A 26,496-nucleotide genomic window follows, 5' to 3' on the forward strand; every position below is an offset into this window, starting at 1 on the left:
ATCATGTCGCTGGCAATAGAGTTGGATTGCAAGCATTCAGGATAGGGGGCAGTTATGGCCGAACAAAAGAAACTTCTGCGCGCACTGGCAGGTGAAACGCTGGACACCCCGCCGGTCTGGATGATGCGTCAGGCGGGCCGCTATCTGCCCGAATACAAGGCCACCCGCGCACAGGCCGGTGATTTCCTGTCGCTGTGCTATAATCCCGAGCTTGCCACCGAAGTCACCCTGCAACCGATCCGCCGCTATGGCTTTGATGCGGCGATCCTGTTTGCCGACATCCTGCTGGTGCCACAGGCATTGGGGGCGGATTTGTGGTTCGTTACCGGCGAAGGCCCGCGCCTGTCGACCATCACAACACCCGCCGAACTGGAACAGCTAAAACCGGTTTCGGACATTCACGAAACCCTGTCGCCGATCTATGAAACCGTGCGCAATCTGGCCGGTGCCCTGCCCGCCGAAACCGCGCTGATCGGATTTGCCGGCGCACCCTGGACGGTGGCCACCTATATGATCGCCGGTCGCGGCACCAAGGATCAGGGGCCAGCACACCAGTTGATCGCCGAGGACCGCGCCACCTTCGAGGCGCTGCTGGACAGGATCACCGAGGCAACGATTTCCTATCTGTCGATGCAAATTCAGGCCGGTGCCGAGGTGGTCAAGATTTTCGACAGCTGGGCCGGATCGCTGAAAGGCGACAATTTCACCAAATACGCGCTGGAGCCGACCAAACGGATCATCAAAGCGCTAAAGGCCGAACACCCCGACACTCCCGTCATCGCCTTTCCGCGCGAAGCGGGGGACAACTACATCGGTTTTGCCAAAGCCACCGGCGCCGATTGCGTGGCGCTGGACAATTCGGTTTCTGCCGATTGGGCCGCTGAAAATGTGCAGGTCGATGGCTGTGTTCAGGGCAACCTTGCGCCACACCACATGGTGACCGGCGGGCAGGAGCTGGTGGATGAAACCAGACGCATCGTCAAGGCGTTCTCGAAGGGGCCGCATATCTTCAATCTGGGCCACGGCATCACACCGGATGCCGACCCCGATAACGTGCAACGCATGATCGACGCGGTTCGAGGCGCCTGATTTCTCAGGCGCCCCGGGGGTGCCGCACTATGGCTGTAGGGCATTTTCCTTAGTGCAGCGGGGAAACCCCAAGGCCCTTTCGGCCGGATCAAGCTCTTTCATGAAATCCATATTTTTCACAAGCGGCACATAGTCCTGCAGCTCGGCGGTTTTCAGATAGACCGTGACGATGGCCTTTTTGGGCACTTGTGGCGTTACGAGACAGAAATCCGCATCCACATCTATACTGCCTTCGCGTGAATCATCCGCCTCTCCTTTATCGTAAAGAACCTTGAAACGCGGCACATCCTCGCGACGCAAACGATAGGCAAAGCCGTTCGCGCTTTGACCCGTGCGTATTTCGTCCGGACCATTCGGGATGCGTTCCAGCCGGAAGGATTGGCTTTCTTCCGGCATAGTTTTGTTTGCCAACAAAGCCATCTTCAAGACCGGCGCCCCTTTTTGCGGCCGAATATCAGGCGGCAATGCCACCATGATTTTCATGTCCCCGGGCGGGGTGTTCGGATCAACCTTGCTAAGGGCCTGAAGGGTAGATTGCGGGGTATAGCCGCAGCCGGTTAATGAGGCGACCAGCAGCAGGCTATACCCTACACCCCGTGAGCGGGATCTATGAAACATTGGCACCACCTAGAATTTCCGCGACAGACCAAGCGAGATCATGCGGATATCGGTGTCGACCTTCTGACTGCTGCCATTGAAGCTCTGCGCGTCTGCCTTGCCGAAGTTGTAGTTCGTAGCCTCGAGCCGCGCTGACCAGCCATTGTTGATCGCCATTTCCACGCCCAGACCATAGGAAAACCCTGTGTGCCGGGTTTTGCCGGAAACACCGGCAGGTTTCACGCCCGCATCGGAAATGCCCACGCCTGCCGTGCCATAGAAGAAGAATTTGTCGCTGGCCCAACCGGCCCGAAGGTGCGGGGATAACAGATAGCTGCCGGTAAACTGGCTGGTCCCCAACGCGGCATCCGTTCTGCTGCCTTTGTTGTCCAATGCCGTCAGTCCCAGCTCTCCGCCCCAGACAAACCCGCCATTACCGGCGAAATTGTAACCGGCATAAAGCCCGCTGATCGTGATATTCTTGGACGTTTTGTATCTGTGTGTCGCATTGGCCCCGACATTCGCAGTGGTCCGGTTGTTGTTAACGCTTATACCGCCATAGAAACCGGACCACCGGTCCTGCGCCTGTGCCTTTACCGCAAATCCTGTTGCAATCGCGGCAACCAATAGAACTGTTCGATAGTGCATGACCTCTTCCTTTGTGTTTGATATAGTGAATTAATAATTGCTTGCATTATTTTCTTATTGTTTTACGATAATTAATGCAAGCCCTAAAATAATGGAATAAGACATGACCCAAGGAAACCATTCTGTATCGGCGAAAATCACCCGCATTACCTATTTCGGGGAATGGGCGGCAACTCTGGCTTTGTTGCTGATGGCGGTGCTACTCGCCTATATTTTCTATCACCTGGCGACCGAAACGTTCGAAATCACCGACGAAATCCGTGGCGCATTTGATCTGGGGCCGGAATTCAACGGTTTCTCCAAATCACAGATAGGGATGATTCTTGCCCTGCAAATGACAACACTTGTTCTGGGGCTGGTAATGCTTTTGACGATTCGTCGCCTGTTTATCGGCATTCGGAAAATCGGTGTATTCGTACCCGAAACAGCGCAACGTTTGCGGGTGATTGGCTGGCTCATTATCGCCATGGTCCCCGTCGGCATCCTGTCCGAATTCGGGGTCTATGCCTTGGTGCAAATGTGGGCAAATTCAAATCTTGCTGCAATGCAGCTTTCGTTTGAGGACACCGATGTCTATGCCATCGTTATCGGGCTGGTGCTGGTGGTTGTCAGCCATATAATGCTTGAAGCCATCCGTATTTACGATGAAAACGGGGCGTTCGTATAAAATGGGAAATGGAATGCGTATCGTTGTGACACTGGATGTGATGCTGGCCAGGCGCAAGATGCGCTCAAAACAGCTGGCCGAACTGATCGGCATCACCGAGCAGAACGTTTCCCTGCTGAAATCCGGCAAGGTCAAAGGCGTGCGCTTTGAAACCCTTGCCAGAATTTGCGATGTTCTGGATTGCCAGCCCGGCGATATTCTGGAGTTTGAAAAAGACGATCCAGAAGGCTAGCCTGCTAGACCCACTTCGCCATCGGTGGCAGGCTCATCAACACCGCATCGGCATTGTGCCCCGTTTCCAGACCGAATTTGGTGCCCCGATCATAAACCAGATTATATTCGGCATACAGGCCACGATGCACCAGTTGGATCTCTTTGTCCGCCTCGGTCCAGGGTGTATTGCGGCGTTTTTCAGTGACCGGCAGAAACGCCAGCAAAAACGCCCGCCCGACATCCTGAATAAAGGCAAAGTCGGCGTCCCAATCGTCTGTGTTGTGATCATCCAGAAAAATACCACCCACCCCGCGGGCGCGGTTGCGGTGCGGGATGTAGAAATACTCGTCGGCCCATTCTTTGAAACGCGGGTAATATGCAGGATCGTGCTTGTCGCACTGTTGCTTTTGCACCGCATGAAAGGCGGCTGTGTCTTCAGCATATTCGATACAGGGGTTCAGGTCCGAGCCACCCCCGAACCACCAGCCATGCGGGGTCCAGAACATGCGGGTATTCATGTGAACGGCCGGTGCGTGCGGATTCTGCATATGCGCCACCAGCGATATGCCCGAAGCCCAGAAGCGCGGATCTTCCTTCATCCCGTCCAGCCCTTTGCGCGCCGCCATCGCCGCCACAGCCCGTTCGCCCAGCGTGCCGTAAACGGTGGAAATATTCACCCCCACCTTCTCAAACACCCGCCCGCCACGCATCACCGACATCAGGCCACCACCGGCATCCGACCCATCCGCCGCATCACGCTTTGTGTCAGATATTTCAAAACGGCCGGCAGGTTTATCCGCAAACGGCCCCTCGACCTGCGTGTCTTCTAACGCCTCGAAAGCCGCGCAAATCTGGTCGCGTAAATCGCGAAACCACGTTGCTGCCTTGGCTTTTTGTTCTTTCATGTCATCCATTGTCCGGACCTCCTGTTTGCAAACGACCTAGCGGATTTTCGCCGGACAGGCCAGCCCAACCGCCGCATATGAAGAACAGGTTTTGCCAGAGGGGGCGATCTGTCTATACTGGCCAGACGGATAAACCGGAGCAGGGCAATGAAACGGTATCTACTGGCACTACTGCTTCCACTGGCAGGGTGCAGCACCCCACTGGAACAATGCGTCAGCCGCAGCACGAAGAACCTGCAGGCGGTCGATAACCTTATCGCCAGCACGCAGGCGAATATTGATCGTGGATATGCATTGAACGACCGGCCACAAGTCAACGTCGGCCTGCAACTATGCACCAGCCCCAGTGCCAATTTCCATTTCTGCACCGGAACCCAGACCGGCCTGAAACAAACCCCTGTTGCAATTGATGTGGCCGCCGAACGTCGCAAGCTGGCCGAGCTAAAGGCCCGTCGTGCCGTTCTGAAACGGCAGTCCGATCTGGCTGTCAGGGAATGTGTGACACAGGCTCAAGGCTGACCTCCCGAAATCTTAAAAGATTTCGTCTGTTTTCTTTGCAAGAAAACAGCTGCATTTAATGCGCCGGCGCCGCCACTGAATCCAGCAACGTGCGCCCGCCATCAACAATCATTATCTGTCCGGTGATAAAACCGGCCCCTTCCGAGGCCAGAAACTGCACCGCCTCGGCCACTTCCTCGGCTTTTGCGATCCGCCCCAGCGGTGTATGCGCCACAACATCGGCGCGGCATTCTTCATTACCCTTCAAAGTGTTTTTCAAACTGGTGCTCATCACCGAACCAAAAGCCACCGCATTCACCCGTATCCGTTCCGGCGCCAGCGCCACAGCCAAGGACCGCGTCATTTGGTTCAGCGCCGCTGTGGACACCGAATAAGCCAGCAATTTCGGGTGCGCCCGCTGTGCCGCGATCGATGACAGGTTGACGATTGCCCCCACCGGCCCTTCCTCGTTTTCCTCGCGCTCGGCCTGACAGATCATCCGTTTGGCCACCGCCTGACTAAGCCGCAGGCTGGTCATCAGGTTCTGCTCCAGCAGTGCTTCCATCTCGTCTGCCTCGGGGTCCAGCGGATCGGACACCGCCACCTGACGCGAGGCATTGACCAGAATATCCACCCGGTCAAAGGCATCAATCGTGGCAGACAGCAGGTTGGCAATGGTCAGTTTCTGCCGCAAATCACCGGCAAAGAACTGTATGTTTTCCTCTTTTTCGGCCCTGTCACCCAGTTCCGCGACCAGACGGTCCTCGTCCATATCGGCAAACATCACATTTGCCCCCGCTTCGGCAAACCGCAGCCCGATAGCCAGACCAACCCCGTTGGCCGCCCCCGTCACGATTACGGATTTTCCGGCGATTGAAAAAGACATCTTGTTGCTCCTGTTTCAGTCCTGCGGACGTTTACCGCGCAGCGGTTTGGTGGCCCGAAGGATTTTGAAGGAATTGTCACCGGCGATTTCGTCAACAAAACGGAATGTCTCGGCCAGCGTGCGTTCATAGGGCAGGTGCCGGTTAGCCACCAGCCACATTTGTCCCGAAGGTGTCAACATCCCCGCCGCCGCATGGATAAAGGCGCGGCCGATTTCGGGGTCCGCCTTGCGGCTGGTATGAAAGGGCGGGTTGCTGATGATACCGTCAAACGGCCTGTCAGGCATGAACCGCGTGGCATCGGCCCAATGGAAATGCGCGCGTTCATCCGTAACGTTCACACGGGCACATTCCAGCGCGTTGAAATCGGCCTCGACCAGATGCAGTTCACGCACCTTTTCGCGCATCAATATGTGACGCGACAAAAACCCCCATCCGGCGCCCAGATCGGCCAGCCGTTTGGGCAGCTTTGCGGGCAGTGCATCCACCAGCGCTTGCGATCCACGGTCAATCTTTTCCGCCGAAAACACACCGGGGACGGTTTGGAACCCGCCGGGCAGTGTGATCGGCCCCTTGTCGGCCCAGTCGTCAAATGCCGGTTTGGCCGTGAACCAGAACAGCTTGCCATGCGCCTTGGAAAACGCCTGACTGACCTCGACCCGCTTGCGGCATTCCTTGTAAAACCCGTCGGCCCCGTCTGTTTTCATCCCGTCCACAATGATCAGCCCGCCGGGCGTTTTCGCCACGGCCTCGGCCAGCATCATCCGCGTTTGCACCTTGGAGCGGGCCAGTTTCACCACCGACACCGCATATGGCCCCGTGGCCGCCACCGACACCTTGAACCCGCGTGCGGTTAGCGCGTCAGAGTCGGGCTTGAACCCTTGAATAACCTCGCAGCGGTCCTTGGGCAGGGCTGACAAATCATCCCCCGCCCCTGCACCATATACGGCGATTTCGCCATCATCGGGCAGTTGTAACGCGCCGCTATCAAGGATTAGATTCAATCGGGAATGTTTCATGACAGATCAGGCCAAAGCGGGCCTATTCCTTTTCCATCGTGCATTGCAGCGGATGCTGGTTGCGCCGCGCAAGGTCCATCACCTGCGCCACCTTGGTTTCGGCCACCTCGTGCGAAAAGACACCGACCACCGCCAGCCCCTTTTTATGCACCGTCAGCATGATTTCGACCGCCTGCGCACCACTTAGCCCGAATATCCGCTCCAGCACATAGGTGACAAATTCCATCGGCGTGTAGTCGTCATTCAGCATCAGCACCTTGTACATAGGGGGGCGCGCTGTTTTGGGGCGGGTTTTCAGCGCAACGCCGGTGTCGCCATCTTCATCCCCGTCCTTGTCGGACATCATCTGCAATGGATATGTTTTTGCCAAGGTCAAAAGGGTGCTTCCATCATCGGTTCCGAAGGCAATATATAAACGCTCTGACGGGCAGGATAAAGGGGCAATTCCCGATCCGGCCCAATAGCCCGCAGTGATTTGCCCCCTCCGACTCAAAAGCCACAGTCCAAAGTTTTTTCGCAAATTGCAAACGACAAACATCTAGCGGTCACAACACCGCAGCACACTATATCTGCCAATTTCACCGGAACAACACCTGAAAACTATTTGAAAATAAGATGTTTTCCAGGAATCCGACCTGTGCTAGAGTGCCTGCAATAATAACAAGTTGACCGGAAAAATCCGGCGACATGAGGCAGAGTATGGTAAGTGACGTAAGACTACGTCTGGGGCAGTACGTCCGCGATGGGCTATTCCTGACAGTAATGTTGTGTGCGATGGCGCTTGCGCCGCTCACAGGTATGGCCGCACCCTATGCGGCTTTTGTAATTGACGCCCGCACCGGCGAGGTGCTGCATTCGCGCAATGCAGATACACGCCTGCATCCCGCGTCCCTCACCAAGATGATGACGCTATATATTGCGTTCGAGGCGATCGAGCATGGTGAAATTTCGCTGGACACCAAGGTGCGCATTTCCAAACACGCCGCCTCGATGCCGCCATCCAAACTGGGCCTGAGGGCAGGACAGCGCATCAAACTGCGCTATCTGATCCGTGCCGCCGCCGTGAAATCCGCCAATGACGCCGCCACCGCGATCGGCGAGGCGATATCGGGGTCCGAAGCCGCCTTTGCCCGCCGGATGAACCGCACCGCCAAAGCCCTGGGGATGAGCCGCACAACCTTTAAGAATATGAACGGGCTGACCGCTGCGGGTCACCTGTCCACCGCCCGAGACATGACCACGCTGGGGCGGCATGTGTTCTATGATTACCCGCAATATTACAACCTGTTCTCGCGCATAACCACGGATGCAGGGATCAAACAGGTCTATAATACCAACCGCCGCCTGCTGGGTGCCTATCGCGGCGCGGACGGCATCAAAACCGGCTATACCCGCGCGGCTGGCTTTAACCTTGTGGCTTCGGCCCGTCGCGGTAAAGAGCGTATCATCGCAACCGTTTTCGGCGGCCGCTCAACGGCCACCCGCAACGCCAAAGTGGCCGAATTGCTGGATCTGGGCTTTCGCCGTGCGCCGACCAATGTGCGCGTTCGCAAACCTGCGCGCCCCCCCTATATGGGCAACCGCGGGCTTGGAAAACCGTCCACCCCGGCACCAACAACGGTGGCCCCGTCAACCAGTGGCTACACCGCTGGTGTTGCGGGCAAAACCATTCGTCTGGTCACTGCAGTTAGCAAAAGCATGCGCCCGCCACAGCGCCCGACCGTCGCCCCGCCCGAAGAATTGCTGGTGGCTATGAAAAGCGACATCGAAAGCGCATTGGCCGAAGCACAGCAAACCGTTGCGGCCGAAGCCGCCATCGAAGTGCCCAAACCGGCGCCCAAACCCGAAGTGGCTGAAACAGCCGTGAGCGAAACCGTTCTGGCCGAAGCACCCAAAGCGCCGGCTGAACCCGTCGTGACCGCCGCCGTCGCCACGGCAACCGCTGCGGCCCCTGTTGTTACCTCGGCGCCGCTGCCGCGTCCGGCCAAGGTTATTCTGGCCTCGGCTTTGGCGACGCAGCCTGCAGCAAAGCCCGAACCCGTTGTCGTCACCCGTATTTCCACATCCGGCGGGCGGCTGTGGGGGATCAACATCGGCCGCTATAATTCGCAATACAAAGCCGAGCGTGTGTTGCTAAAAACCGCCCTCAAGGAAATGACCACACTTGACGGATCCCTGCGCAAGGTCGTGCGCCGCAGCACCGGATTTGACGCCAATTTCGTCGGCATGACCCGCGAAACTGCCGAACTGGCCTGCCGCCGCCTGCAAGCGCGCAATATCACTTGTTCGACAATGGGGCCATCCTGACAGGTGCCCGGCAATGGTTGAATTCGCCCTGCCCGCACCCGCAACACCAAACGTTGCGATTGCCGACAGCACCCTGCGCTTTCCCGTGCGCCGCATCTTTTGCGTTGGCCGCAACTATGCCGATCATGCCCGCGAAATGGGGTATGACCCGAACCGCGAACCACCATTCTTTTTCACAAAACCCGCCGATGCGGTGGTGGATGATGGCGCAACCCTACCCTATCCGCCGCACACCGAAAACCTGCATCACGAGGCCGAACTGGTGGTGGCGATTGGCGCGGGTGGTGCGGATATCAAGGTGGAGGATGCCTTGAACCACGTCTGGGGCTATGGCGTTGGCAACGATCTAACCCGCCGCGATATGCAGGCCAAAGCCAAGGAAATGCGCCGCCCGTGGGACATGGCCAAGGGGTTTGACAACTCCGCCGTTTGCGGGCCGCTGTATCCGGCTTCCATCATCGGCCACCCGACCAAAGGGCGCATCACCGCGCATGTGGACGGGCAACCACGTCAGGACGGGGATATTGCCGATATGATCTGGCCCGTGGCCGATGTGATCGCTTTTTTGTCAGGCCTGGTCACGCTCGCTGCCGGTGATCTGATCTATACCGGCACGCCCGCCGGTGTCGGACCGATCGCCCGCGGCCAAAGCTGCACAATCACGATCGAGGGTTTGGGCAACGTCACCAGCACCCATATCTAAGGGCGCGGTTTATCATCCCATTCGTCGCTTAGAATCCGGTGGGCATCACCATCCGGATCGTCATATTGTTTCGACTTCAAAGTCCAGAAAAAGGCCAGCAACCCCAGCCCGCCCAGAAACAGTGAAATCGGGATCAGATACAGAATTATTCCCATGTTGGTTCTCCTAACGCAGCCGCAGGGCGTTTAGCGATACTGTAATGGATGACGCCGACATCGCCAAGGCCGCCATCAACGGCGTGGCAAACCCGAACAGGGCAATCGGCACCGCAATCGCGTTATAGCCTGCCGCGATGGCAAAGTTTTCCTTGATCCGGCGGGTTGCCTTGCGGGCGATCACCGTGGCCTCGGCTAGCGGGGACATGTCGCTGCCCAGCAGGACAATATCGGATGCCACCCGCGCCGCATCCAGTGCGGATGCCGGCGAGATCGACACATGCGCCGCCGCCAGTGCCGCCGTGTCGTTCAACCCGTCACCGACCATCAAAACCCGCGCGCCCTTTTGCGTCAAGGCATTGATCCGTTTGGCTTTATCCTCGGGCAAGGCTTCGGCCACCCATTCATCAAACCCCAACCGTCTGGCCAGTTTTTCAACCGCAACCGGCGCGTCGCCAGAAATCAGCAACAGCTTCATACCCTGCTCTTTTAACGCCGCCACAGCCTTGTCCGCGCCTTCGCGCAAATGGTCCGCAAAGGTGAATTCCAACGGGTCAGCCGTGCCAATCTGCAAATAGGTCGCCGTCTGCGGCCCCGCCTTGGCCCCGACCCACGCCGCACGCCCCAGACGCACCGTTTCGCCGTTCCATGTGGCCTCGACCCCATAGCCCGGAACCTCGCACAGATCGCTCAACCCGGCGGGTTCCACCCCTGCCCCGCTGACCGCCGTGGCAAGGGAAACCGCCAACGGGTGCGACGAAGCCTGTGCCAGCGCCAGCGCCACTTGCAGATCGCGCGGTTTGAATTCTTCCAGATTGGTCAGTTCCGGCGCGCCTTCGGTCAGGGTGCCGGTTTTGTCGAAAACCACAGTGTCAACTTCGGCCAGCCGCTCCAGCGCTGTGGCGTCCTTGATCAACATCCCGCGCCGAAACAGCCGCCCCGACGCCGCCGTTGTCACCGCCGGAACCGCAAGGCCAAGGGCGCAGGGGCAGGTGATGATCAGCACAGCAACCGCGATGTTCAGCGACAGGCGCACATCACCGCCGGATATAACCATCCAGCCGACAAAGGCCAAGAACGACAACAAATGCACCCCCGGCGCATAGATACCCGCCGCCTTGTCCGCCAGCGAGGTGTAGCGGTTTTTCGAGCTTTCGGCCATTGCCACCAGATCGGCCATGCGATGCAGCGATGTATCTTCACCCGCCGCAGTGACGCGCACGGTCAGGGGGCCGGTCAGGTTAACCTCGCCCGCGCTGACCACGCTATCGGGGCCGGCATAGACCGGCACGGTTTCACCTGTCAGCAAGGAGCGGTCCAATTCGCTTTGGCCATCCGTCACAACCCCGTCCACCGGCATCCGCCCCCCCGGTTTGACCCGCACCAGATCGCCAACGGCCAATTCGGCAATCGGCACTGTGACCAGTTCGTCGCCCTCGAACCGTTCCGCGCGCGGCACTTCCAGCGCGGCCAGTTCTTCGGCGGCTGATCGGGCAATGGCGCGGGTGCGATGATCCAAATAACGGCCCGCCAGCAGGAAAAACGTCAGCGACAGGGCCGCGTCGAAATAAGCATGTTCGCCGCTTTGGGTGACTTCATACAACGACAGGGCACAGGCCAGCAGGATCGCCAGCGAAATCGGCACATCCATATTCAGGCGGCGCACCTTCAACACCGACCAGGCGCTGCGGAAAAACGGCTGCGCGGAAAAGGCGATGGCCGGCAGGGCGATGATGGCGGAAATCCAGTGGAACAGATCGCGAGTCGCGGACTCGGCCCCGGCCCAGACCGAGATCGACAGCAGCATCACGTTCATCATCGCAAAGCCCGCCACCGCCAGCCGCATCAGCAATTCACGCCCGCGTTTGTCGGTTTCGGTGGCCCGCAGGGTGCCCGCGTCCAGCTCGTGTGCCTCGTATCCGATCCCAGCCAAAAGTTCGGTCATATCATCGGCGGTTATATCCGGATCCGCCTCGATACTGACGCGTTTCAGGGTCAGGTTTACCCGCGCCGAATGCACACCGGTGGCGCGTTCCAACTCGCGTTCAACCGCCGTGATACAGGCCGCGCAATGCACTGTGGGCAAGGACAGCATGATCCGCGCCTCGACCACCTCGTTCATCTTGGCAAGCTCTTCTGCCGAAGGGGCAACCGAGCAGGCAGGACAGGCAGCGATTTGCGCGCACATGGCTTAGCCTTTCACCTCGAAATCCAGACGCTGGTGGAATTTGGTACCGTCAAGCGCGGTGGCCTTCAGGCGCAGATTCCATTTACCTTCGCCCAATGTCAGCGGTGCGCGAAATTTACCGCCGCGCTGTTGGAATTGCGGCGTCTGGTCTTCCCGCACATGGGTGGGGCGCCCGACGATGGCATTCAGCAGGGCCACATCGGCCGGGCGACCGGAATTATCCACCACTTCGACCACCAGTTCACCCGGCTCGTATGTCACCGAAACCGTCCACCCCAGCGCCTGTTGAGCGGCGCGTTCAGTGTCAAAGTTCTGGCTGGCCACATAGCTGTTTTTCACATCCAGCCCCGGAAAGGTGCTTAGAGCCGAGTAGGCCATAAACAGGTTCACCGTAATGATCACGCCAAAGGCGCCAACAAACGCGAATAGAACCTTGCGGCCGGTAAATGGTGCCATCTATTGGGCCTTTCCGTTAAAGACGGTGCTGGTTTGCACCTTTTCCTCGCCAACCTTGTCCTCGACAGACAGGGTTATTTCCGTGCGGTCCGATTTGGCAGGCGCGCTGCCGGCCGGGGCCGTCACATAGACACGCTGCAACAGGGTTTCGTTTGCGGGCACGATAACGCTGTTGCCTTCGCGACCTTCCAGGGAAATCCCGATACTGGGATCGCCACTAACCGAAATGTCAAACTTGCGATCGTCGCCGTGCTTGTTGCGCAGCCGCACATCATAGGTGTTACGGATCGTTCCGTCCGACAGTGTAACATAAATCGGGTTGCGCACAGGCGCAACGGTCATATCAATGTCCGGCCGGATGATCAGCGCCACCAGCAGGCCGATACCGACAAGCGACCATAAAGTAATATACATAATGGTTCGGGGGCGGAAAACATGCCGCCAGATCGGTTTGGGTGTTGCGCCATGTGTTTCGGCTTCTTCATCGGACAGGGCCAGATAATCAATCAACCCGCGCGGTTTGCCGATTTTCTCCATCACATCGTCGCAAGCATCGATACAAAGGGCACAGGTGATACATTCCAACTGCTGCCCGTCGCGAATGTCGATGCCCGTCGGACAGACATTGACGCAGGCCATACAGTCGATGCAATCCCCCAGATTTTCCGCATCCGCCCCCTTGCGCCGTTTACCGCGCGGCTCGCCGCGCCAGTGGCGGTATCCGACTGTCAGCGTGTCTTCGTCCATCATCGCGGCCTGAATGCGCGGCCATGGGCACATATAGATACAGATCTGTTCGCGGGCGAAACCGCCAAAACCAACGGTTGTGAGTGTCAGCACAAGAATGGTCAGATAGGCAATCGGATGCGCCTGAAAGGTCACCAGATCAACCAGCAATGTCGGCGCATCGGCAAAATAGAACACCCACGCCCCGCCTGTGGCAACACCGATCAGCAACCAGACAAACCATTTAAACAGTCGCAAGCGCCATTTTCGGGCATCCCATTTGGATTTCCAAAGGCGCACACGGGCGTTCCGGTCTCCCTCGATCCAGCGTTCTGTCAGTATGAACAGATCGGTCCAGATGGTTTGCGGGCAGGTATAGCCACACCAGACCCGACCAGCCGCTGCCGTGAACAGGAACAATCCCAGCCCGGCCATGATCAACAGGCCAGCGATAAAGTAGAATTCATGCGGCCAGATTTCGATCATGAAAAAGTAAAAACGCCGTCCGGCAAGATCGATCAGAACCGCCTGGTCCGGCAGGTTCGGGCCACGATCCCAGCGAATCCACGGCGTCAGGTAATAGACAGCCATCGCAATGCCCAGCAACCACCACTTCAAGGTGCGGAATTTCCCTTTCACCTTGCGCGGGAATACCGGTTCGCGGGCAGCGTATAATTGCGGGGCTTTGTTTTCTGTATTGCTCACGGGATCAACTCCAACCGTCGATTTGCTTTGGCTGTATGTAACAGACAGCTATCTCGACTCACAAAGATAGCCTTAGCAGTGGAAATAATAGTAATTTCGCCAATGCCCATGCGACGAAGCGTAACATGCCCTGCGGCATAAGGCGACAAAGCCCTTGTTAGAATCCGTCTAATGGGGTTAAGGTGGCACCGACCCCCAAGGAAACGCGCGAACAGGACGGGCGTCGGTGCCTTTTACCGAGGGCTGGAGACCCTCGGAAGCTTATTTCTTACTCACCACCACCAAGCTGGTGGACGTAAGTGGCAACGGCGCGAATATCAGACTCGGACAAACGAGCCGCCCATGTGGGCATTACGCCGAAGCGGGCGAAGTTGACACTCTCACGAATCGTGTCTTTGTCGCCGCCATACAGCCAGATAGCATCAGTCAGATTAGGCGCGCCTTGATCTCGATCACCTTTTCCGTCTTCTCCGTGACAAGATGAGCAATTATCTTCAAAAACAACCGCCCCTGCCTTGGCCAGTTCCGGGTCTGCCTGGTCTGTCTGGCCGGAAATCGTCAGGACGTAGTTTACAACCTGTTCGATTTCTTCCTTGCTCAGCAGTTCATCAGCGCCGAATTTAGGCATTTCCGAGAAACGCGCATCGTCGTCATCCTCGTTCCGCACACCATGTGTTACGGTATAATGGATGTCCTCGACGGTGCCGCCCCACAGCCAGTCATCGTCCAGCAGGTTGGGATAGCCTTTGGCACCCGATGCACCAGACCCGTGGCACTGGGCACACCATGTCTGGAACACAGCGTGGCCGGCGTTGATGGCATAGCCCTTCAGCTCGGGATCGGCGGCAATCTCGGTCAACTCGACTGAGGCAAGTTTGTTTTCGATCGCGGCATTGGCTTCGTCAACGGCCTTGATTTCAGCCGCCACATCCGCACGGGTGGACCATTTCAGCAGACCGGGCGTAGCCCCCTCTTTTGAAATAGGCCAAGCCGGATAGGCGATGGTATAACCGATAGCCCAAACAATGGTTGCATAGAGCGTCCACAACCACCAGCGCGGCAATGGATTGTTGAACTCTTCAATCCCGTCCCAGACGTGGCCAGTTGTTTCAACTTCATCTTCTTTTATTTCTGTCGGTTTCTTACTCATGACCGCGCCTCCTTGTTGACATCTGCGGGATCGGCAGCAGGTTTGTCTTCATTGCGGAAAGGGATGTTGGCGATATCGTCGTGCACCTTGCGGCTGCCCGGGCGGAACGCCCAGAAAACCACAAAGATAAACACGGCGAAAATGCCCAGCATGCCCCAGCTATCTGCGAATTGCCGCATTACGGAATAGGTATCCATCATCCCCTCCTAGCGGTTTGCAACAGGCGTGAAGGTCGAGAAATCAACCAGCGTGCCCAACATTTGCAGATACGCAATCAGCGCGTCCATTTCCGAAACACCCGGCTTGCCATCAAAGTTGCGCACCTGCGCTTTGGGATAGCGGGCCAGCATTTCCTCGTAATCGCTGTCCGGATCGGCCTGTGCCACAAAGTCGGCCTTGGCGCTTGCGATCATCTCGTCTGTGTAAGGCACACCGACCATGCGGTGCGTCTTCAGCAGATCTTCGATGTAAGTCGGCTCGATCATCCGGTTCGACAGGAAGCCGTATTTTGGCATGATCGACACAGGAACAACCGACTGCGGATTGGTCAGGTGGTCAACATGCCATGCATCCGAATAACGGCCGCCAACACGGGCCAGATCGGGACCTGTCCGCTTGGAGCCCCATTGTGCCGGGTGGTCATATTGCGATTCAGCCGCCAGCGAATAGTGGCCGTAACGCTCGACCTCGTCGCGCAGCGGGCGGATCATCTGGCTGTGACATACGTAACAACCCTCGCGCACATAGATGTCCCGGCCGGTCAACTCGAGCGGGGAGTAGGGGCGCATGCCCTCTACATCCTCGATCGTGTTTTCCAGATAGAACAAAGGTGCGATTTCAACGGCACCGCCAACGGAAACAACCAGCAGCGAAAGAACCATCAGAATAGTTGCATTTTTCTCGATGATTGAGTGTTTATCAAGGAAAGCCATCTGTCATTCCCTCCCTATTCTGCTGGAACGGCTACGGTGGCACCGGCTTTGGCCGGACGCTTCGCAACTGTTGCCCAAAGGTTGTATGCCATGATGATGCCGCCACTCAGGTACAAGAACCCGCCAATTGCGCGCACAACATTCATCGGCCATTTGGCTTCTACGGTGTCGGCGAACGAGTTCACAAGGAAACCGTTGGGGTCAACTTCGCGCCACATCAGACCTTCCATGATGCCCGATACCCACATCGAGGAGGCGTAGAGAACGATCCCGATTGTGGCCAGCCAGAAGTGGTAGCTTACCAGCTTCAGGGAATACAGGCCTTCGCGGTTCCACAGACGAGGCACCAGGAAGTACAGCGAACCAAAGATGATCATACCGTTCCAGCCCAGAGCGCCAGAGTGAACGTGGCCAATGGTCCAGTCGGTATAGTGCGACAGCGAGTTCACAGCGCGGATCGACATCATCGGACCCTCGAATGTGGACATGCCGTAGAAACCGATCGACACAACCATCATCCGGATAACCGGATCCGTGCGCAGTTTGTCCCATGCGCCCGACAGGGTCATCAGACCGTTGATCATACCGCCCCATGAAGGCATCCACAGGATGATCGACATAACCATACCCAGTGTACCGGCCCAGTCAGGCAGTGCGGTATAGTGCAGGTGGTGTGGACCTGCCCAGATATAAAGGAAGATCAGTGCCCAGAAGTGGATGATCGACAGTTTATACGAAAACACAGGGCGTTCGGCCTGCTTGGGCACAAAGTAGTACATCATACCAAGGAAGCCGGCTGTCAGGAAGAAGCCCACAGCATTGTGGCCATACCACCACTGGGTCATCATATCCTGAACACCCGAAAACACCTGAACCGATTTCGAGCCGAACAGCGACACGGGGATCGACAGGTTGTTAACGATGTGCAGCATCGCAATGGTGATGATGAAGGACAGGTAGAACCAGTTGGCCACATAGATGTGCTTTTCTTTACGCTTGTAAAGTGTGCCCATATACACCGCCAGATAGGCGACCCAGACAACAGTCAGCCACCAGTCGGCCAGCCATTCGAGTTCTGCATATTCTTTGGATTGTGTCGCACCCAGAATGTAACCGGTAGCCGCAAGAACGATAACCAGTTGATATCCCCAGAACACGAACCAGGCCAGGTTTCCGCCCCAAAGGCGCGCTGCCGAGGTTCGCTGCACAACGTAAAACGAGGTCGCAATCAGGCCGTTCCCGCCAAACGCAAAGATAACAGCCGAAGTGTGCAAAGGGCGTAAGCGGCCAAAATTCAAATAGCCTTGCGCCCATTCGAAGTTCAGATTCGGAAAGGCCAGCAGAGTTGCAATCCAGTCCCCAACCAGAAACCCGGTCAGCCCCCAGCCGACCGTGGCGATCACACCGGCCCGGACAACACCATCGAGGTAACCTTCTTCCTCTTTCGGTTTGTCATCCCCAAGACCGCGCACCGTCCAGATGAACAGTATGATGGCCGCGATCATAACAGTGATTGCGTTCACCAGATAGGCAAGATCTCTTGCGTAGTTGGCTGCGATAGCGGCCAAAACCACCACTGCGCCCACTACAATCAGTTTAATGTAGTCCCACATTGCACGTCCCTTCGTCTTTGTTCTACCGCGCGACTCACACTTCGCCCGGCTACTTTGCGACTAGATGCGGTATGCCGTGCCCAGACACAACCCACCTTGATCTATATCAATTTTTGCATGTGTCTATTTTGATCGACATCAAGGCTTTTTCATCTCGTTCGGATATTATCGTATATATAGACATTCCTTAAGGAGACCTCTCCAATGACCTATAAAACGCTACTCACTGTTATCACAGATCCGACAATCGCAAAACCCGCCCTTGATCGGGCCGTCGCAATAGCCCACGCAGAAGAGGCGCATCTGGATGTGCTTTGCATCGGCGTAGATCGCACCCAGACTGGCTATTACTATGCCGGGGCCAGTGCGGTTTTCCAGCAAGAAGTCATTGAAAAGGCAAAAGAAGAAGCCGTCGCCGCCGAGACATATGCGAACGAACACCTCGCCAACGAGGGCATACCGTTCGCGGTAGACAAAGCGGTTGCCCAACTGGCCGGACTGGGCCGGTTGGTCGCACATAGGGCGCGTTTCAGTGATCTTGTGGTGCTGCCCCGGCCCTATGGTAAAGGGTGCGGACAGGAACAGGAAACCATCGTCGAGTCGACCCTGTTTGAAGGCCAGGTGCCCACTTTGGTGGTGCCGCCAAAAACCAAAGCGAATGTAGAAGCAAAATGCATTATTATCGCCTGGAACGAAAGCACCGAGGCAATGGCAGCCGTTCGCGCGGCTTTGCCCGCCCTGATTGCAGCCGATTCCGTAAACATCACGGTGATTGACCCGCCCCAACATGGACCGGACCGTTCAGACCCGGGCGGGGCGCTGTCACAAATGCTGGTGCGTCACGGGGTCAAGGCGGAAATCACCGTTCTGGCGAAAACCATGCCGCGGGTTTCGGATGTCTTGCTGCGCCATGCGCGCGATATAAATGCCGATATGATCGTCATGGGCGCTTATGGCCATTCGCGGTTCCGCGAGGCAATTCTGGGGGGCGCCACCCGCAACATGCTGGAGAATACAAAGATTCCGGTGCTGATGGCACATTGATTCAATATCCGGCCCAGACGGCAATCATGTCGGCATAGTCCTTTACACGAACCTCCCGGACATCCGGGAGGGGTTCCAGCAGTGCCTTTTGGAAGCCGGCAACAAGCATCGGCCCCTTTTCGACATTGTGGTACACATAATCCAGCGCATCGGCCAAAGGGCGGTCCCGCACGTCTTTCTCGCCGCATTGGGCGGCCGCGTTGAACAGCACCTCCATGATAACCCCCAGCGCTTCGCGCTCGGATATTTCTTCGCTCCAGGCGCCGCCAAAGGCGACGTTGGCAAGATGTTTGTTGCGTTCGACCATAAGAACAAAGTAGCAACATTTGGCAACCATTCGCAAGGACGATTCGACGGCCATGACCCCGCTACGCACCCTTTACATTGATATGAATAGCTTTTTTGCCAGCGTCGAGCAGCAAGAGGACCCTTCTTTGCGGGGCCGCCCCGTTGCCATCACAGCCATATCCGCAGAATCAGGCGCTGTGGTCGCGGCAAGCTATGAGGCAAAAGCATTCGGAATCGGTGTGGGCACCCGCATTTACGAGGCCCGCCGCAAATGTCCGGATATTATTTTCCGCCCCAGCCGTCATCGCCTTTATGTTCGGGTGAACCAGAAAATCGCGGCGGTTCTGGATGAGTTGGGCGAACTGGAGCGGGTCAGGTCGATTGACGAATTTCAGGTCGCCCTTGGTGGCAGCACCGGCACCCTGACAGGGGCGATGGAGCTGGCCAACCGGATGAAAGCCGCCATCCGTGACAGGGTTGGCGCCCAGTTGCGATGCTCTATCGGCCTTGGGCCAAACCACCTGTTGGCAAAGATCGCCGGAAAACTGGAAAAGCCGGACGGGCTGCAATGGCTGGCGCCGGAAAACATGCCCGACCGCATAGCGCACCTGCAACTTGACGACCTGCCCGGAATATCCGGCGGCATCAAACGGCGGCTGCATCATGCAATGATATGGGATGTTCAGGCGCTGTATGCTCTGGATCCCCGACATGCCCGCCAGATATGGCGCTCGGTTGAAGGCGAACGGTTTGTGCGCGGATTGCAGGGTGAAAACATCCCCCTCTTGGAAACACAGAGAAACGGGTTTGGAAATTCAAAGGTTCTGGCCCCTGAGTACCGGCCACCGGAACAGGCCGTTCTGGTGGGGCGCTGGCTGGTGGAAAAGGCCGTTGAACGGATGCGGCGCAATGAATACTGCGCCAGACGCATCAGCCTTCACGCAAGGTTCCTGCCCCGTGGCGGCTGGGCCGGATCAAAAACCCTTACCCCTTCGCAGGACACCCGGGTTTTTCTGGATATTTACAAAACCCTCTGGCGCAAACTGTTGCTTCGAAACCCGCGCATTATCGGATCGCTCAGCATTCAGTTGGGCGATATAATTCCGCTATCCCAGCGCTCTGGCGAATTGTTCCTACCGCTGGAACCGGCCCGGCAAAGCCGGAACGAAGAATTGTCTGCCGTCATTGACAGGATAAACCACCGATACAAATCGCGCGTGATCACCTACGGGGTGCATCAGGATCATCCGGGCTTTTTTGAAAAGGGTTAGGCGCTAGTTCAGCATCCCGCCATCGGCATCATCACCGGATTCATTCAACAGCCGTTGGAAATCGGGGATGGTGACATGGCGTTTGCCTTCCAGCTGAATGATTCCCTCGTTGCGCAGGGCAGAAATCTGGCGGCTGACTGTTTCCAGCGTCAGCCCCAGATAATCCGACATCGCCACACGGGTCAGCGGCAAATCGAACACCAGCGGGCCATCGCCCCCCTTCAATTGCAAGGTGGCATCGCGACGGGCAATAATGGCAATCAGGCTGGCAATCTTCTCGCGCGCGGTTTTGCGCCCCAAAAGCAGCATCCATTCGCGCGCAGCATCCAGTTCGTCCAGTGTCATCTCCAGCAACCGCTGCGCGATATGCGGGGTTTGCGCCATCATCGTCTCGAACGGTTTCTTGCGAAAACAGCACATCACCAGATCGGTCGTGGCGATCACATCATAAGGGGCAAATTCACGCCCGGGACGGCCGACAAAATCACTGGGCAGCAACAGGCCCACCATCTGCGTGCGCCCGTCCTCCATGGTTTGGGTCAACGACGCGATCCCCGACACGACCGAACCGACAAAATCCATCCGGTCACCGGACCAGACCACGGTTTGCCCCGCTTCGTAGCTGCGGTAATACTTCATCGTATCGAGCACTTTCTGCTCGTCTTCATCGCATCGCGCACAAACGGCACGGTGGCGGATCGGGCATTCCCCGCATACTCGGTCAGATAGGTCGGCTAGATTCATAAATCGTTCGCGCTTTTCTTCGTCTTGATCTCGATCAAAGAGATTGTTCCTGTTCACGGGTAACTCTACTTGAATGACAGGACAATCGCAACTTGCACGGCTTGGATTATTTGACGCACGGGTGCCACGCTATACCAGCTACCCGACGGCGCCGCATTTCGGTGCGGATGTTAACCAAGGCCACTTCACCGACTGGGTTCGCGCGATCCCGGAAGGCTCCTCCATTTCGCTTTACCTCCATGTGCCGTTTTGCCGGCATTTATGCTGGTTTTGTGCATGTCGCACGCAGGGAACCCAATCCGAGGAACCCGTGCGCGCCTATCTGGAAACCCTGAAATCCGAACTGGCCCTGCTTAAGGACATCCTGCCCGCAGGCCTGACCCTGTCGCGGCTGCACTGGGGCGGCGGCACGCCAACCCTGATGACCGGTGACATGATTTCCGAACTGGCAGGCACGGTTCTGGACATGATTCCCATGGCTGAGGGTGGCGAGTTTTCCGTCGAAATCGACCCCAACGAAATAGACGAATCCCGCGTCAAGGCGCTGGCCGATGCCGGCATGAACCGCGCCTCGATCGGGGTGCAGGATTTTGACGAGGAAATTCAAAAGGTCATTGGCCGCATCCAAAGCTACGAGCTGACCAAAGACGCCGCCGACATGATCCGCGCCCACGGTATCGACAGCCTGAACGCCGATATCCTCTATGGCCTGCCGCACCAGACCGATGCGCGCATCGCCGAATCCGTGCTGAAACTGCTGACCCTGAGCCCCAGCCGCGTGGCGCTATACGGATACGCCCATGTGCCGTGGATGGCCAAACGCCAGCAGTTGATCCCCACCGACGCCCTGCCCGCGCCCGAAGAACGCCTTGGCCTGTTCGATGTGGCCCGCAAATTGTTCATGGCCGACGGGTACAAGGAAATCGGCATCGACCATTTCGCCCTGCCCGACGACGGGCTGGCGGTGAAACAGCGCGAAGGGCATCTGAAACGCAATTTTCAGGGCTATACCGATGACACCTCGGATGTGCTGATCGGGCTTGGCGCCTCGTCCATCTCGAAATTCCCGCAAGGGTTCGCGCAACATGCCTCGGGCACCTCGCAATACACCACAGCGGTGCGCGAAGGGCGCTTTGCCACCGTGCGCGGCCATGTCTTTACCGACGACGACCGGCTGCGGGCGCGCCTGATTGAATCCATCATGTGCAATTTCCACATCGACACCGCCGAAATCCTGCGCGATTTTGACATCACGCGGCTGCAACTGGAAGCGATGTATAAAAAAGCGGCTGACGAGTTCGAGGGCCTGCCGAAAATCACCGCCGAGGGGTTCACCCTGCCCAAAGAGGCCTACCCCCTAACCCGCATGATCGCCCGCAGCTTTGATGCCTATGATCTGTCCAAGGCGGGGCATAGTTCGGCGGTTTAGAGGGGGGGGCAGGTCTACATTCTATCCCCTTTTTAGGGCGTAAACGTAAACACCCACACTCTCGCCATTTGGGCAAATCGCACTGGTCTCTACTCGCTCGTAATCACTGCCTTCGAATTCATCCAGCATGGCCCAATGGCTTTTCAGGTTTGAGGATGTGAAAATATACCCCGAAATCTCTTGCCCATCCGCATCAACAACCATGCCGCGCAGGCCGTGGTTTACATAGCCCCAGCCTTCTTCATGCCAACGGCCTTTGATTGTGGCCTTGCGCCATTCCCCACCGATCCCCTTCATCACAAGTTCGTTCGCTTCGCCCGGTTGCAATGATCCGTAAACAAAAAGATGATCCATCCGCATTCCCAATATTTTCTAAAAGAGTTTTCCGTCGCATTCTCTGGGCTGAACACTATCCGCCGGGCAAACAGGCTACAATCACACCCAAATAGATCAGGGTAGATTTGCCTCCCCACCCTTCACCTTCAAATCAAACGCCGCCGCCATCAGCGCCTTGGTATACTCCGTCTGCGGCGCATCAAACACATCCGCTGCGTCGCCCGTTTCCACCACGTCGCCCTGTTTCATCACCATCACCTTGTGCGCCATCGCCCGCACCACCCGCAGATCGTGCGAAATGAACAAATACGCCAGCCCGTGTTTGCGCTGCAATTCCCGCAGCAGATCGACGATCTGCACCTGCACTGTCATATCCAGCGCCGAGGTCGGCTCGTCCAGCACCAGCAGTTTGGGCCGCAGGATCATTGCCCGCGCAATGGCGATGCGCTGGCGCTGGCCGCCGGAAAATTCATGCGGGTAGCGGTCCATCAGGGCGGGGTCCAACCCCACCTCTTGCATAATCTCGGCCACCATTTCGCGTTCATCCCGCCCTGGGTCCAGACCATGCACGCTTAACCCTTCGGCGATGATCTGTTCAATCGACATACGCGGCGAAAGCGAGCCGAAGGGATCCTGAAACACGATCTGCATATCACGGCGCAGGGGGCGCATCTGGGCGGGTTTCCAGCCGGCTATATCCTGCCCCATGAACACAATCTGCCCTTCCGAGCCGATCAACCGCATAATCGCCAGCGCCAGCGTGGTTTTGCCCGAGCCGCTTTCCCCGACAATCCCCAGCGTTTCGCCACGGCGTACGGAAATAGTGGCATCATTGACCGCTTTAACATAGCCAGACACCCGCCGCAGCAAACCGCGATAGATCGGGAACCAGATGCGCAGCCCTTTGGTGCGCACCACTTCTTCGGCCCCTTCGGGTACCGGCGCGGGTTGGCCAACGGACTCGGCCTCGAGCAGCATTTTCGTATAGGGGTGTTGCGGATTGTCAAAGATTTGGGCCGTCGGCCCCTGCTCGACGATTTCGCCGTCCTTCATCACATAGACCCGATCCGCGATTTTACGCACGATGCCAAGGTCATGGGTGATGAACAGCATGCTCATCTGTTCGGTCCGCTTCAGGTCGGCCAGCAGTTCCAGTATCTGCGCCTGAATGGTCACATCCAGCGCCGTTGTAGGTTCGTCCGCGATCAGAAGGTCCGGTTTATTGGCCAGTGCCATCGCGATCATCACCCGCTGGCGCTGCCCGCCGGACAGCTGGTGCGGATAGGCCCCCAGACGGGTTTCGGCATTGCGAATTCCCACCTTGCGCAGCAGTTCCAGAATACGGTCTTGTGCCGGTGTGCCGTGCAGGCCCTGATGCAGCGACAGGCTCTCGGCCAGTTGCTTTTCGATCGTGTGCAGCGGGTTCAGGGATGTCATCGGCTCCTGAAAGATAAAGCTGATGTCGTTGCCACGCACGCGGCGCAATTCGGCTTCATCCGCGCCGACCATTTCGGCGCCGTCGTAGGTGATGCTGCCGGTGATATCCGCACTGTCGGGCAACAGCGAAACGGTGGACAGCGCCGTCACCGATTTGCCCGAGCCGCTTTCCCCCACAATCGCCACGGTTTCCCCGCGCCCCACGGTCAGCGAAACACCCTTGACCGCACGGGTTTCCTTGCCGTCCTGCCTGAAGGTGACAGACAGGTTTTGAATGTTCAGGATATCGCTCATTCAAAGGTCTTTCTGGGGTCGAACGCATCGCGCACCCCTTCGAATATGAACACCAGCAGCGACAGCAGGATCGCGAATACGAAAAAGGCGGTAAACCCCAGCCACGGCGCCTGAATGTTTTGTTTCGCCTGCAAGGTCAGTTCGCCCAGTGATGGCAAGGACGAGGGCAGGCCGAAGCCCAGAAAATCCAGCGTGGCCAGTGTGGCGATCGAACCGGTGACGATAAACGGCAAAAAGGTCAGCGTGGCCACCATCGCATTGGGCAACATGTGACGAAACATGATCACGCGGTTTGAAACGCCCAGCGCCTTGGCCGCGCGCACATATTCGAAATTGCGCGCCCGCAGGAATTCGGCCCGCACCACACCGACCAGCGCAGGCCAGCCGAACAGCACGGTGATGAACACCAGCAGCCAGAAACTGCGCCCCAGTATGGCGAACAGAATGATGATGACGTAAATCGACGGGGTCGAGGACCAGATTTCCAGCAACCGCTGGAATGTCAGGTCGATCCAGCCGCCGAAATAGCCCTGTATCGCCCCCGCAACAATGCCGATGACCGATGCAATGCTGGACACCAGCAAAGTAAAAATCACCGACAGGCGGAACCCGTAGATCACCCGCGCCAGCACATCGCGTTTGGTGTCATCCGTGCCCAGCAGGTTGTGCCGGTCGGGCGGCGACGGGGCCACGCCGGGGATGTCAACGATGGTGTTGAAGGAATAGGGGATCGGAGGCCACAGTAGCCAGCCTTTTTCGATCTTTTCACCTGCGATCTCGCCATCTTGTGCGTCTTCGATCAGGGCCTCGGGTTCGTCAAAGCAATCCTCGATCCCGCCGGTGGTGATCAGGCATTTCACCTCGATATCGCGATAAACCGCTTCGGTTTTGAAATCACCGCCGAATTCGGTTTCGGGATAGAAGCTGAACACCGGCATGTAATAGGCGCCGCGATAGTTGATCAAAATCGGTTTGTCATTGGCGATGAATTCGGCAAACAGCGACAGGCCGAACAGGATGCTGAAAATGACCAGCGACCAATAGGCACGCTTGTTCTTGCGAAAATTGCGCCAGCGGCGCTGGTTCAGGGCCGATAGCGCCATTATTCGCCCCTCCCTTCGAAATCAATCCGCGGGTCGATGAACACATACATCATGTCCGACAGGATACCGACGATCAGCGCCAGCAGGCCGAAGGAATAAAGCGTGCCGAACATCACGGGGTAATCGCGCACCACCACGGCCTCGAACCCAAGCCGCCCCAGACCATCCAGCGAGAACAGCGTTTCGATGATCAATGAGCCGCCAAAGAACACCCCGACAAACAGCGCCGGAAAGCTGGCGATCACGATCAACATGGCGTTGCGGAACACATGGCCGTAAAGCACACTGCGCTCGGTCAGGCCCTTGGCCTTGGCGGTGACGACATATTGCTTTTTGATTTCATCCAGAAACGAGTTTTTGGTCAGCAGCGTCAGCGTGGCAAAGGACGCAATGGTCGAGGCCAGCACCGGCAGGGTAATGTGCCAGAGGTAATCCAGCACCTTGCCCATCATCGACAATTCGTCGAAATTGTTCGAGGTCAGCCCGCGCAGGGGGAAGATTTTCCAGTAAGACCCGCCCGCAAACAGCACCAGCAACAGAATGGCGAACAGGAAACCGGGGATGGCATAAGCAACGATAATCGCGCCCGATGTCCATGTATCGAACCGGCTGCCATCACGCACCGCCTTGCGGATGCCCAAGGGGATGGAAATCATATAGGCAATCAGGGTGGACCACAGGCCCAGCGTAATCGAAACCGGCATCTTTTCGATCACCAGATCAATCACCCCGACACTTCTGAAATAGCTTTCGCCAAAATCAAAGCGCATGTAGTTCCACATCATATTCAGGAACCGTTCCAATGGCGGTTTGTCAAAGCCGAACTGTTTTTCCAGCTCGGCAATGAATTCGGGCGGCAGGCCCCGTGCGCCCTGATAGCGTTCATCGCCGCCAACGCTGCCGCCACCGGCATCGCCGCCACCGGCGATGGTCTGGAACGCATCACCCTCGCCTTCCAGATTGGCAAGGATCTGTTCGATCGGGCCACCCGGCACAAACTGGATCAAGGCAAAGTTGACGATCATGATCCCGATCAGCGTGGGAATGATCAGCAGCAATCGCCGAAGTAGATATGCACCCATTTACCTGTTGCCT

29 protein-coding genes are annotated in these 26,496 nt (G+C 57.4%); 9 read left to right on the forward strand and 20 right to left on the reverse strand.

Going from position 1 to position 26,496, the window contains the following annotated elements:
• The first annotated feature begins 54 nt into the window (after positions 1 to 54).
• On the forward strand, positions 55 to 1,089 hold the full coding sequence (hemE, locus tag BAR1_RS14030; RefSeq protein ID WP_118943600.1) for a uroporphyrinogen decarboxylase: 1,035 nt from the start codon (positions 55 to 57) through the stop codon (positions 1,087 to 1,089).
• A 27-nt stretch (positions 1,090 to 1,116) separates the two neighbouring features.
• Here hemE and BAR1_RS14035 read toward each other — a convergent pair whose 3' ends face one another.
• Entirely contained in the window at positions 1,117 to 1,707 is a 591-nt protein-coding gene (locus BAR1_RS14035) for a hypothetical protein (protein WP_162891801.1), read from the reverse strand.
• A gap of 9 nt (positions 1,708 to 1,716) precedes the next feature.
• Positions 1,717 to 2,334 (reverse strand): outer membrane protein, encoded by a 618-nt coding sequence (locus tag BAR1_RS14040; RefSeq protein WP_118943602.1) that lies wholly within the window; start codon positions 2,332 to 2,334, stop codon positions 1,717 to 1,719.
• Positions 2,335 to 2,437: 103 nt separating this feature from the next.
• Between BAR1_RS14040 and BAR1_RS14045 the strand changes: the two genes are divergently transcribed.
• Entirely contained in the window at positions 2,438 to 3,001 is a 564-nt protein-coding gene (locus tag BAR1_RS14045) for a DUF2975 domain-containing protein (protein WP_118943603.1), read from the forward strand.
• Positions 3,002 to 3,014: 13 nt separating this feature from the next.
• Positions 3,015 to 3,233: a helix-turn-helix domain-containing protein gene (locus BAR1_RS14050; RefSeq protein ID WP_118943604.1), complete on the forward strand. Its 219-nt coding sequence runs from the start codon at positions 3,015 to 3,017 to the stop codon at positions 3,231 to 3,233.
• 4 nt (positions 3,234 to 3,237) lie between these two features.
• On the opposite strand, the gene hemF is transcribed toward BAR1_RS14050, so the two are convergent.
• Positions 3,238 to 4,128 (reverse strand): oxygen-dependent coproporphyrinogen oxidase, encoded by an 891-nt coding sequence (gene hemF, locus BAR1_RS14055; RefSeq protein WP_118943605.1) that lies wholly within the window; start codon positions 4,126 to 4,128, stop codon positions 3,238 to 3,240.
• Between the two features lie 138 nt (positions 4,129 to 4,266).
• Between hemF and BAR1_RS14060 the strand changes: the two genes are divergently transcribed.
• On the forward strand, positions 4,267 to 4,638 hold the full coding sequence (locus BAR1_RS14060) for a hypothetical protein (protein WP_118943606.1): 372 nt from the start codon (positions 4,267 to 4,269) through the stop codon (positions 4,636 to 4,638).
• 55 nt (positions 4,639 to 4,693) lie between these two features.
• Here BAR1_RS14060 and BAR1_RS14065 read toward each other — a convergent pair whose 3' ends face one another.
• From BAR1_RS14065 to clpS, 3 genes are read right to left on the reverse strand one after another with little or no spacing between them, the layout of a single operon-like run.
• A complete protein-coding gene (locus BAR1_RS14065) occupies positions 4,694 to 5,503 on the reverse strand; it encodes an SDR family NAD(P)-dependent oxidoreductase (RefSeq protein WP_118943607.1) in 810 nt (269 codons plus the stop codon).
• Between the two features lie 15 nt (positions 5,504 to 5,518).
• Positions 5,519 to 6,520: a class I SAM-dependent methyltransferase gene (locus tag BAR1_RS14070; RefSeq protein WP_118943608.1), complete on the reverse strand. Its 1,002-nt coding sequence runs from the start codon at positions 6,518 to 6,520 to the stop codon at positions 5,519 to 5,521.
• A 22-nt stretch (positions 6,521 to 6,542) separates the two neighbouring features.
• Entirely contained in the window at positions 6,543 to 6,863 is a 321-nt protein-coding gene (gene clpS, locus BAR1_RS14075) for an ATP-dependent Clp protease adapter ClpS (protein ID WP_118944493.1), read from the reverse strand.
• 356 nt (positions 6,864 to 7,219) lie between these two features.
• Between clpS and BAR1_RS14080 the strand changes: the two genes are divergently transcribed.
• Entirely contained in the window at positions 7,220 to 8,827 is a 1,608-nt protein-coding gene (locus BAR1_RS14080; RefSeq protein ID WP_407681517.1) for a serine hydrolase, read from the forward strand.
• A 13-nt stretch (positions 8,828 to 8,840) separates the two neighbouring features.
• On the forward strand, positions 8,841 to 9,530 hold the full coding sequence (locus BAR1_RS14085) for a fumarylacetoacetate hydrolase family protein (RefSeq protein WP_118943610.1): 690 nt from the start codon (positions 8,841 to 8,843) through the stop codon (positions 9,528 to 9,530).
• Here the strand turns inward: BAR1_RS14085 and ccoS are convergent.
• From ccoS to ccoN, 8 genes are all read right to left on the reverse strand, one after another.
• On the reverse strand, positions 9,527 to 9,685 hold the full coding sequence (ccoS, locus tag BAR1_RS14090; protein ID WP_118943611.1) for a cbb3-type cytochrome oxidase assembly protein CcoS: 159 nt from the start codon (positions 9,683 to 9,685) through the stop codon (positions 9,527 to 9,529). The two genes, BAR1_RS14085 and ccoS, sit on opposite strands and share 4 nt — an antisense overlap.
• Positions 9,686 to 9,695: 10 nt before the next feature.
• A complete protein-coding gene (locus BAR1_RS14095) occupies positions 9,696 to 11,873 on the reverse strand; it encodes a heavy metal translocating P-type ATPase (RefSeq protein WP_118943612.1) in 2,178 nt (725 codons plus the stop codon).
• A gap of 3 nt (positions 11,874 to 11,876) precedes the next feature.
• Positions 11,877 to 12,329 carry a FixH family protein gene (locus BAR1_RS14100; RefSeq protein ID WP_118943613.1) on the reverse strand — a complete coding sequence of 151 codons (453 nt, stop codon included), beginning with the start codon at positions 12,327 to 12,329 and terminating at the stop codon, positions 11,877 to 11,879.
• Complete coding sequence (ccoG, locus tag BAR1_RS14105) at positions 12,330 to 13,760, reverse strand: cytochrome c oxidase accessory protein CcoG (RefSeq protein ID WP_118943614.1); 1,431 nt, start codon at positions 13,758 to 13,760, stop codon at positions 12,330 to 12,332. It lies immediately after the preceding gene.
• A 268-nt stretch (positions 13,761 to 14,028) separates the two neighbouring features.
• Entirely contained in the window at positions 14,029 to 14,910 is an 882-nt protein-coding gene (gene ccoP / locus BAR1_RS14110) for a cytochrome-c oxidase, cbb3-type subunit III (RefSeq protein WP_118943615.1), read from the reverse strand.
• Positions 14,907 to 15,107 (reverse strand): cbb3-type cytochrome c oxidase subunit 3, encoded by a 201-nt coding sequence (locus BAR1_RS14115; RefSeq protein WP_118943616.1) that lies wholly within the window; start codon positions 15,105 to 15,107, stop codon positions 14,907 to 14,909. The genes ccoP and BAR1_RS14115 overlap by 4 nt, the downstream gene beginning before the upstream one ends.
• A gap of 9 nt (positions 15,108 to 15,116) precedes the next feature.
• Entirely contained in the window at positions 15,117 to 15,842 is a 726-nt protein-coding gene (gene ccoO / locus BAR1_RS14120) for a cytochrome-c oxidase, cbb3-type subunit II (RefSeq protein ID WP_118943617.1), read from the reverse strand.
• Between the two features lie 14 nt (positions 15,843 to 15,856).
• Positions 15,857 to 17,455, reverse strand: coding sequence for a cytochrome-c oxidase, cbb3-type subunit I (gene ccoN / locus BAR1_RS14125; RefSeq protein WP_118943618.1), 1,599 nt, complete (start codon positions 17,453 to 17,455; stop codon positions 15,857 to 15,859).
• A gap of 204 nt (positions 17,456 to 17,659) precedes the next feature.
• Here ccoN and BAR1_RS14130 point away from each other — a divergent pair, with 204 nt between their 5' ends.
• Entirely contained in the window at positions 17,660 to 18,499 is an 840-nt protein-coding gene (locus BAR1_RS14130) for a universal stress protein (protein WP_118943619.1), read from the forward strand.
• Position 18,500: 1 nt separating this feature from the next.
• Here BAR1_RS14130 and BAR1_RS14135 read toward each other — a convergent pair whose 3' ends face one another.
• The gene (locus tag BAR1_RS14135; protein ID WP_118943620.1) at positions 18,501 to 18,860 is read right to left on the reverse strand and encodes a hypothetical protein; all 360 of its coding nucleotides are present in this window, start codon (positions 18,858 to 18,860) and stop codon (positions 18,501 to 18,503) included.
• On the opposite strand from BAR1_RS14135, the gene BAR1_RS14140 reads away from it, so the two are divergent.
• Entirely contained in the window at positions 18,859 to 20,058 is a 1,200-nt protein-coding gene (locus BAR1_RS14140; protein ID WP_118943621.1) for a DNA polymerase Y family protein, read from the forward strand. The genes BAR1_RS14135 and BAR1_RS14140 overlap by 2 nt on opposite strands.
• A gap of 3 nt (positions 20,059 to 20,061) precedes the next feature.
• Here the strand turns inward: BAR1_RS14140 and fnrL are convergent, their stop codons facing one another.
• Positions 20,062 to 20,802: a transcriptional regulator FnrL gene (fnrL, locus tag BAR1_RS14145; RefSeq protein WP_118943622.1), complete on the reverse strand. Its 741-nt coding sequence runs from the start codon at positions 20,800 to 20,802 to the stop codon at positions 20,062 to 20,064.
• A gap of 73 nt (positions 20,803 to 20,875) precedes the next feature.
• On the opposite strand from fnrL, the gene hemN reads away from it, so the two are divergent.
• Positions 20,876 to 22,231, forward strand: a complete 1,356-nt coding sequence (gene hemN, locus BAR1_RS14150; RefSeq protein ID WP_118943623.1) for an oxygen-independent coproporphyrinogen III oxidase — start codon at positions 20,876 to 20,878, stop codon at positions 22,229 to 22,231.
• Between the two features lie 21 nt (positions 22,232 to 22,252).
• On the opposite strand, the gene BAR1_RS14155 is transcribed toward hemN, so the two are convergent.
• The 4 genes from BAR1_RS14155 to BAR1_RS14170 form a co-directional block, all read right to left on the reverse strand.
• Positions 22,253 to 22,585: a gamma-glutamylcyclotransferase family protein gene (locus BAR1_RS14155; RefSeq protein ID WP_118943624.1), complete on the reverse strand. Its 333-nt coding sequence runs from the start codon at positions 22,583 to 22,585 to the stop codon at positions 22,253 to 22,255.
• A gap of 96 nt (positions 22,586 to 22,681) precedes the next feature.
• Positions 22,682 to 24,298: an ABC transporter ATP-binding protein gene (locus BAR1_RS14160; protein ID WP_118943625.1), complete on the reverse strand. Its 1,617-nt coding sequence runs from the start codon at positions 24,296 to 24,298 to the stop codon at positions 22,682 to 22,684.
• The gene (locus BAR1_RS14165) at positions 24,295 to 25,401 is read right to left on the reverse strand and encodes an ABC transporter permease (protein ID WP_118943626.1); all 1,107 of its coding nucleotides are present in this window, start codon (positions 25,399 to 25,401) and stop codon (positions 24,295 to 24,297) included. Before BAR1_RS14165 ends, BAR1_RS14160 begins: the two co-directional genes overlap by 4 nt.
• Positions 25,401 to 26,483: a microcin C ABC transporter permease YejB gene (locus BAR1_RS14170; RefSeq protein ID WP_118943627.1), complete on the reverse strand. Its 1,083-nt coding sequence runs from the start codon at positions 26,481 to 26,483 to the stop codon at positions 25,401 to 25,403. Before BAR1_RS14170 ends, BAR1_RS14165 begins: the two co-directional genes overlap by 1 nt.
• Between the last annotated feature and the right edge of the window lie 13 nt (positions 26,484 to 26,496).

This window comes from Profundibacter amoris (genome assembly GCF_003544895.1).
Classification (GTDB): domain Bacteria; phylum Pseudomonadota; class Alphaproteobacteria; order Rhodobacterales; family Rhodobacteraceae; genus Profundibacter; species Profundibacter amoris.